General features: G+C 47.9%; 4 protein-coding genes and 1 tRNA gene. 4 read left to right on the plus strand and 1 reads right to left on the minus strand.

Translation table 11 applies throughout. The annotated features are described in order from the left end of the window. The first annotated feature begins 167 nt into the window (after nucleotides 1-167). Both B4W65_RS03870 and B4W65_RS03875 read left to right on the plus strand, forming a co-directional pair. Nucleotides 168-1,307 (plus strand): aminotransferase class I/II-fold pyridoxal phosphate-dependent enzyme, encoded by a 1,140-nt coding sequence (locus B4W65_RS03870; RefSeq protein ID WP_088653800.1) that lies wholly within the window; start codon nucleotides 168-170, stop codon nucleotides 1,305-1,307. 76 nt (nucleotides 1,308-1,383) lie between these two features. Further along, a tRNA-Arg gene (locus B4W65_RS03875) sits at nucleotides 1,384-1,455 on the plus strand. Here B4W65_RS03875 and B4W65_RS03880 read toward each other — a convergent pair. Next, a complete protein-coding gene (locus B4W65_RS03880; RefSeq protein WP_088653801.1) occupies nucleotides 1,456-1,974 on the minus strand; it encodes a hypothetical protein in 519 nt (172 codons plus the stop codon). Between the two features lie 331 nt (nucleotides 1,975-2,305). On the opposite strand from B4W65_RS03880, the gene B4W65_RS03885 reads away from it, so the two are divergent. Continuing rightward, nucleotides 2,306-5,005 carry a TonB-dependent receptor gene (locus B4W65_RS03885; protein WP_088653802.1) on the plus strand — a complete coding sequence of 900 codons (2,700 nt, stop codon included), beginning with the start codon at nucleotides 2,306-2,308 and terminating at the stop codon, nucleotides 5,003-5,005. A 20-nt stretch (nucleotides 5,006-5,025) separates the two neighbouring features. Then, nucleotides 5,026-7,479, plus strand: coding sequence for a choice-of-anchor J domain-containing protein (locus tag B4W65_RS03890; RefSeq protein WP_158522766.1), 2,454 nt, complete (start codon nucleotides 5,026-5,028; stop codon nucleotides 7,477-7,479). Nucleotides 7,480-8,101 lie beyond the last annotated feature (622 nt).

The following is an 8,101-nucleotide window of genomic DNA, read 5'->3' on the forward strand; positions in this document are numbered from 1 at the left end:
GCCGTGCTTGATTTTTTTTGAAGAAGATAGGGAAATATTTGACCAGTTGGTGCTGACTGCCTGTAATCCTTTGCCAGGTGTTGATAAAGAGATTCTGTTTTCGTGGCTGTTTATCTGGGAATACTGTATTTTTGAATGCGCCTTTGCAGGCTCATTAATTTTACAGCATGTCCTACTCCAAATCATTTTCCCCCGAAGCGGGTTTTGTTGCACGTATGAGTGAGCTGGCCCGACAGACCAATGCCATTGATTTGGCGGGTAACTATCTGTCGGATGAGTTGGTGAATCCCGGATTGAAAAAGATGCCCGAATGGTCGCCCGATTTGTATCAGCGTGTGGTAAGTCCCTACGGCTTAATTGAATTGCGTCAGGCCATATCCAAACATCTTCAGCTTCGTTATGATCGTTTATATAATCCGCAAACCGAACTCTCCATCAGTAATGGCCCCAATCAAAATTTGTTTGCCGTCTTAACTGCTTTTTTAAAAGAGGGAGATGAAGTGCTGTTGTTTGAACCTGCAGCAGACAATTACCTCGCTCTAATTTTGCTTACCGGGGCAAGTCCCGTTTATGTGAGCTTGAAAGAAAACGATTACCACATCGATTGGGAAGAGGTGACGCGTCTGGTGACCAGCAATACGCGCATGATCATCATCAACACCCCCCACAACCCGAGTGGGATGGTGCTGTCTGAGCTGGATATGCTTCGTTTGCAAAAGGTCATTAGTGGCACAGGTATTTTGGTGGTCAGTGACGAGAGCATGGCCAACCTGGTTTATGATGAAAAGGAGCATCAAAGTGTCGCCTTTTATCCGAAATTAGCCGAACAGAGCATACTTATCAGCTCACTGGCTCAGCAATGCAGGGTGCCCTGGCCGGTGGCTTTTTGTGCTGCCCCTGAGTTGCTGATGAAAGCCATAAGGGGCGTGTTTAATGTGGTAGACGGAGGGCATTTTGCTCCCTTGCAGATGTTGTTGGCTGAGGGTTTGGAGCCCTCGGTTTCCAGAAAAGAGTTGATTCAGTATTACCAGAATAAGCGGGATCGGTTTAACGACTTGCTGGTGACTAATACGCGCTTTGAGCCCCTCCCTTCAAGCGGCTCTGTTTTTCAACTGATAAGTTATGCCAAAATTTCTGACGAAAGGGATTTTGAGTTTGCCGAACGTTTGCTTCACGATTATGGTGTCGCCACAGTACCCTTTGGCGTTTTTACCCACGAAAAGCAAAAGCGTTGTTTGTTGCGGCTTAACTTTGGGCGGCCAGACGACCTGCTCGATGAAGCAGTGACTCGTCTGGCCAGGCTCTAGTTCTTTGGGGCTAAAATTTGATAACTTGCAAATTTCCGCTATTTTTGCAGCACTTTACCGGAAGGCAAAGTCCCATGGCTCCATAGTTCAAGGGATAGAACGGAAGTTTCCTAAACTTCAGATACAGGTTCGAGTCCTGTTGGGGCTACTATTTTTCTTCTGCACGCAGATAGGCAAAGACGGTAACTTCTGCATCGTTCAGTGGAACTTTTGCGATGCTGACTCTTATTTCAAAATCCATTTCATCGATACTTGTTTCTGCCTCTTCTTCAGTGTGGAACTGCTTGGCCCAAAGATTGGCGTTTAGGGTGCTGAATCGGAAGGTGTACATTCTTAAAAGGGAGGGATTGTAGCGCTCATTTTCCCACTTACTTTGGTAATCTCCCACCAAATCAAATTGATGATTGTACCAGTAATTCTCGTCCTCAGCAGCCGGGATGAATTTTAGTATTCCTACTTTATCCCCGGCTTTAACTCCCTCGTATTCACTTTGGGCCTCCGTCCAGTTGTAGGCCTGTATTTTCTCTACGTAGAGGTCAAAGCTGCGTTCTCTCGTCCCTTGTTGTACGGCATCGGGTTCGGTGTCCTTGTCCTTGCTGCATGAACTGAAGAGAAGTGCTGCAAAGAGCAGACCTGCAGCGCTCTGGTTGAGTCTTGTGATTTTCATTTTCTTTAAATTTGATGTTTTTAAATAATTTTCGGCATGTTCCAAGCTGTTTTGCGGAACACTTTCTACTTATTGGTGTTTTTTACAGGTGGAAGTAAACATCAATTTTTATGTTTGTTTGAGACCGTTGTTAACCTTAGGGTAACAACTGTGTTGTTTAATTTCTTCATTTTTGTGCTGGCTTAGTAGAAGATTTGGGTGTTGAGATGAAAAACGTCTCAATCTTGTGTGAATATTTGTGAGATAATGATAAAAATTGTTTCTCTGCTCCGCCTTTATGCTTAAATTGATACCATAATTCCTATCAAACTCAACTGCTTAATTTTAATTTATGAGAAAGACGAGACACTTGTTTTTGTTTTGGGTATTCCTTTTGGGTACAGTGGGTCTTTACGGTCAGGTGACCGTAAGTGGCACGCTGCTTGATCAGGATACCTCTGAGCCGCTTATTGGAGCGGCAGTTGTTGTGGAAGGTACCTCCACAGGGGCCACCACAGATCTGGACGGAAATTTCTCCTTTTCGGTGGATGCCCGTTCGGTTAACCTGCTGTTCTCCTATGTTGGTTATAAGGACCAAACACAGCACGTAAATTTGGCCCGACAAAGTGAGTTGGGCATTATCTATTTGGAAGCAGAGGCCATCAACCTCGGTGATGTTACTGTTACCGCTTCATTGGGAATTGCCCGGCGCACCCCGGTAGCCATGTCCAACATTACCCCCCAGTTGATCGAGGAGAAGTTGGGAACCCAGGAGTTTCCAGAAATTCTGAAGTCCACCCCCGGGGTTTATGCCACTAAGGGGCCCGGCGGTTTTGGTGATTCCAAAATCAACATGCGCGGCTTTCAATCGGCCAACGTGGCTGTTATGGTCAATGGGGTACCTATGAACGATATGGAATGGGGCGGCGTGTACTGGTCCAACTGGGCCGGTTTGTCCGATGTTACCTCAATGATGCAGACCCAGCGCGGTTTGGGTGCGTCTAAGGTGTCGGCCCCTTCAGTAGGCGGATCCATCAACATCGTCACCAAATCCATCGATGCCAAAAAAGGCGGTTCTGCGTCCTACAGTCTGGGTAACGACGGCTACAATAAAGTTGTGTTTGATGTGTCAACAGGATTGAGTGAGAGCGGTTGGGCCATGACCCTCCTGCTGGGTAAGACCTGGGGGGATGGTTACGTACAAGGTGCCGATTTTGAGGGTTACAACTACTTTCTGAATGTTGCCAAGAAGATCAACGATTCGCATCAACTGTCCCTTTCGGCATTTGGGGCCCCTCAGCAGCACTATCAGCGCAGTCGCTACGACGGACTAACTGTGGTGGGCTGGCAACAGGTTCAAAAATATATGGGCGACGACAGTCCCTATAAATACAATCCCACCTATGGTTTCGGACTAAACGGAGAGCGGAAATCTTCCAGTTACAACGTTTACCACAAACCACAAATTTCTTTGAATCACCTGTGGCAAATCGATGAGAAATCAAGTCTGAGTACCGCCCTCTACACCTCTATTGGTCGCGGTTACGGTTACAGCGGACAAAATGCCAACAGCGATTACTCCGGTCACTGGTACGGGAGCAGTAACGGCACTTTAAATACCACTTACCGCAATCCCGACGGCACCTTTGCCTACGATCAGATTTATGCGGTTAATGAAGCCAGCGAGGAAGGTTCCATGCTGGTTATGTCCAAATCGAAAAACTACCACAACTGGTACGGGTTGTTGTCGACCTACAGCACTACCATTAACGACCAAATTGATGTGTACGGCGGTATTGATACCCGCTATTATAAGGGCGTGCACACCAACGAACTGGTCGATTTGTATGGCGGAGATTATTACATCGACCGCTACCGGCAAAACGTGAGAGCTGTTGATTACGCCGGGGCAGAAACCGAAGCTTTCACAAATAAAAAGCTGCAGGTAGGCGATGTGGTGTACCGCGATTACGACGGTTTTGTGTTTCAGGCCGGCGGTTTTGGTCAGGCCGAATACAATGCCGGCAATCTAAGTTCCTTTGTTTCCGCATCCTTATCCAATACCACCTACTGGCGTTACGACCGCTTTTATTACGAGAGCGACAAGGCCCAATCAAAGCACATCGATTTTTGGGGTTACACCATCAAAGGAGGTGCCAATTACAACCTCACCAGTGAGCACAATGTATTTGCCAACATTGGTTACATCAGTCGTGCCCCCTTCTTTTCAGGCGGAGCCTTTTTAAGCTCCACCGTCAGTAATGAAACCAATCCGGGTGCTGTTAATGAGAAGATTTTCTCCATTGAGGCCGGATATGGCTATAAGTCGTCCTGGTTGAGTGCCGATGTAAATGTTTACCGCACCATGTGGATGGACAAATTGCTGAGTCGTTCAGTCGACCTCAGCGACGGCAGTCGTGGCTCCATCAATATGGAAGGCATCGATGCCCTGCACCAGGGAATTGAGCTGGAAGTTAAAGCCAAACCGACCTTGTGGCTCGAACTTTCGGGAATGTTGTCGCTGGGCGACTGGCAATGGAACAACAATACCGTGGGTTATTTTTATGACGATGGCGGCCAGCCTCTGGCCAACATGCAGGGAGGTATAGCCTCGGGCGACAGGGCTCCGGATCATGCCAGTATGAAGTTGGGTCTCGACGGTGTAAAAGTCGGAGGATCTGCGCAGACAACCGCAGCCTTGGGTGTCAAGTTTAAGATCAGCAAGGATTTGCGAACAGGTCTCGACTACTATTATTTTGGTCGCAACTTTGCCGACTGGAATTTCAGCAGCAGTGACCTGCTGATGAATGGAGAAAAGATCTATACCACACCCTGGGAGATGCCCGGAGCTGGTCTCTTTGACTTTTTTGCCAGTTATTCCTTCGATCTGGGCGGAACCCGTGCCGTGCTTTCAGGTAATGTTAACAATCTATTCGACCAGGAGTACATCTCCGACGCCACCGATGGTGGAGACGGGCAATGGCAGTCGGCCTACCAAATCTTTTATGGCTTTGGCCGGACCTACAACGTGAGGTTGAAAATCAATTTCTAATGATGCAAAAAAGTGAAGCAATGAGAAAAACATATTTCTATTTTTGGGGATGGATGCTGCTGTTGTTAGCTGGTTGTGAATACAATGAGGAGCATTTTCCCGAGTTGGACGAACTGGCCCGACCGGTGGATGTTCGTGTTTTGGATTATGAGCTGACTGCAGAAGATTATACTGAAATTTCCGGCAATGCAGATAATGTAAGTCTGGCCAAGGGTCAGGGACTTAATGCCGAACTGGAGGAGCTTGGCTCCAGGAAGATGTTTTCTGAAACACTCAGAGCCAGCGATTTTGTGCCTGCCTTTTTAAATGAGAAATGGTATCAGTTGGATGAGAAGTCGGCCCTGAAAGTCACGTATAAACAGGCCGTAGATCGTCCTGTGTTCCTGGATGAGCTCAGTAGTGCCGCGCTGTATACGGTTAGCGCCGCCGATTATGAGGCTGTATGGAAGGGAGAAACCTATCAATACTTTACTCCATCCCGTCCGTTGGAACGGAATGCCGACGCCATTCTTAAAGGAGCCTTTCCCGAGGCGGCATCGGGCGACCTGGTGGCCCTGGCCTACAATTACTCCCCACAAGAGCCTTCTGATTTTGTAGAAAAGGCCGTTCCCTCATTAGATGAGAATTTCAATACCTTTGCTGCCTATGAGGATATTCAATTGAACGGCTGGGTCAATGTGGCCGAAGCCGGAACCAATGTGTGGAATGCCCGCGAATATTCGGGTAATGCCTATCCCCAGTTTTCTGCGTATAAAGCTCCCGGAGATGCCATTGCCTGGTTGATAACTCCTGAAATTGATTTGTCCGAGGCGGTAAGCCCCACTTTTAGTTTTGACATTACGCTGGCTCATTTCGCCGGTTATTTGTTGGAGGTGCTCATTTCTGAGGACTTTTATGGGGAGGATCCGACTGCCGCTACCTGGACCGACATCACCCACCATTTTGCCTTCTATAATGCCGGCGGCAGCTATACCGACCTTTATGTGGCCGGGGTTATGGATATGTCGGACTACCAGGCGAACAACTTTCGTGTAGCCTTTCGCTACGTGGGCAATGGTCCCGATGGTGCAACCACCACCATCCAGGTCGACAATGTTCAAATAGGACCTGAGAATACGGTTACCACCAACGAACTGTTTACGGAGAACTTCGATAACGGTTTGGAGGCCTGGGACAATCAGACGGTGCAGGGCAGCGAGGTGTGGGAGCAATCTTCCTACGATGGCAGTTCTCGTGCCGAGTATTCTGCATACCGAACCGATGGTCCTCAGGAAGGCTGGCTGGTGAGTCCAGCCGTGACAGTGCCCAACACCGGTGCCAGTCAGTTGCTGATCGATTTGGTCGTGGGCCATCAAAATGCCGAGTGTCTTTCGGTCATGCTGTCTGAGGATTATGTTGACGATGTGACCACCGCCACCTGGGTGGACGTCACCGCGGAGTTTAAGTTTCCCGTGCAGCCCAGTGGCTATAGTCTGGAGGTTCCGGTCGGCGCAGCTTCCCTGGCTGCCTATAAGGGGAAAGACATTCACATCGCCTTTAAATATGTGGGCGACGGGACCGACAACAAAACCACCACCTACCAAATATATGATGTTAAGGTGGTGTCCTATTTACGTCAGGCCCCTGCCGGTTCACCCGCTTTGAAGTCGGCCAGTCTGCTGGAGTCGGACAACTACGCACTGTATAGCTACAATGGGGTAGCGTGGACTGCCTACGAGGAGGCCGTTATGGTGAACGGGTCGGACTATCAGCAAATGGGAATCCCCTATTTTAGCGAGGATGCTGAGCCGGAGGCTTATTTGGCTACTTACCTTGCCTTGCAACAGCCCTACGCTGCCGAAGAGGACAAACAAGCGGTGGTTTATTTCTATGGAAAGGCAGATTCCTTGGTTGCCAATGAGTATGTACTGGAAGAGGCCATCTGGAAACAGGTGCCCGACTACAAGTTGGTCACCGATCAGTTTGTACGATCTAATGGAAAGTGGATTTGGAACCCAAGTGTAGTCATCACTCTTGTACCTGTTCGTAACGACCCCACCAGTGTGTTGTATTACCAAACGGCTACCGACTGGGTTTGGGAAAATGTTGATCAGGCTGCCGGCGTTACAGAAAAGGGCAAAGGTTATGTAACCAGTTACGGAAACAACGATTACTATACCGGTGCTTCGGCCTACCATAATAATGTGGACTGGCGGATTCAGGCTGCCCGAAACCAGCATCCCGATGCTTATGCAGATATGACCGACGATGAGGTGGAAGCCCTGCTGGAGGAACGCTTGATTTCTGTGATGGCAGAAGTCCTGAGCATTTTGCATCCCGATGCGCAGCCCATTGAAGGTGTGGACATCACCTATACCATCAATCTCGCCATCTATTCGGGCAATACCGTTACCGATGTAACCCACAGCCTGGTGTACAAGTTGGTTGGTCCTGCCGAATTTGAATGGCAGAGTGGTCCCGATCCAATTCAGTAAGAAACAGAAACCTGTTATTAATAAAAGAGAGGCTGCCCCAGGTTGGGCAGCCTCCTTGTATTCTATCCTGTGATAGGTCCATTGATGTTGAAGCGGAATTTTCTTAACACTTACACCCTGACACTTTAACTGTTAATTGAAAGGACTGAAACAAGGTGGCATGGGTTTTTAGATTAGAAGCAGTGGAAAATTTAGTCCTTGCCATGTAAAATTGTGGTAACTACTCAGGTGGCTAATTTAGCCAAAAATTGATGTCGGCCATTTTTTCGATTAAGGCGTTTTCCTTGCGATGGACTCTAAAAACCTCAAATTTTTCCTGTCATTCGATTCTCGCGGCCTTTAATTTTTCAAAAACAAAAAATATTGCCGTTTCTGTTGATAACTTGGTGCTGCACTCTTTAGAAGTGTTTGTGCATAAGTTGCTGAGCTTACAAAAAAGCGCAGACCTTTGTAAAAAACACAAAGCAATTGGACTGGACTATTTCTGAGCTCAAGGCAAAAACTAAGGATCAACTTATTGGCCTTTTAACAACTTGTACGCAGGAGGCTAACGAGCTTAGAGTGCGCATTACCACACTTGAAAAGGAGCTGGCAGTTCACAAAATCCCGACGACCAGCAGAA

Origin of the sequence: Geofilum rhodophaeum, from assembly GCF_002210225.1 — a bacterium.
Classification (GTDB): Bacteria; Bacteroidota; Bacteroidia; order Bacteroidales; family Marinilabiliaceae; genus Geofilum; species Geofilum rhodophaeum.

Excerpts from the sequence above, each read along its gene's own strand:
- B4W65_RS03880 (WP_088653801.1), bottom strand. The coding sequence starts at position 1,974 with ATGAAAATCACAAGACTCAACCAGAGCGCTGCAGGTCTGCTCTTTGCA.
- B4W65_RS03870 (WP_088653800.1), top strand. The coding sequence starts at position 168 with ATGTCCTACTCCAAATCATTTTCCCCCGAAGCGGGTTTTGTTGCACGT.
- B4W65_RS03890 (WP_158522766.1), top strand. The coding sequence starts at position 5,026 with ATGAGAAAAACATATTTCTATTTTTGGGGATGGATGCTGCTGTTGTTA.
- B4W65_RS03885 (WP_088653802.1), top strand. The coding sequence starts at position 2,306 with ATGAGAAAGACGAGACACTTGTTTTTGTTTTGGGTATTCCTTTTGGGT.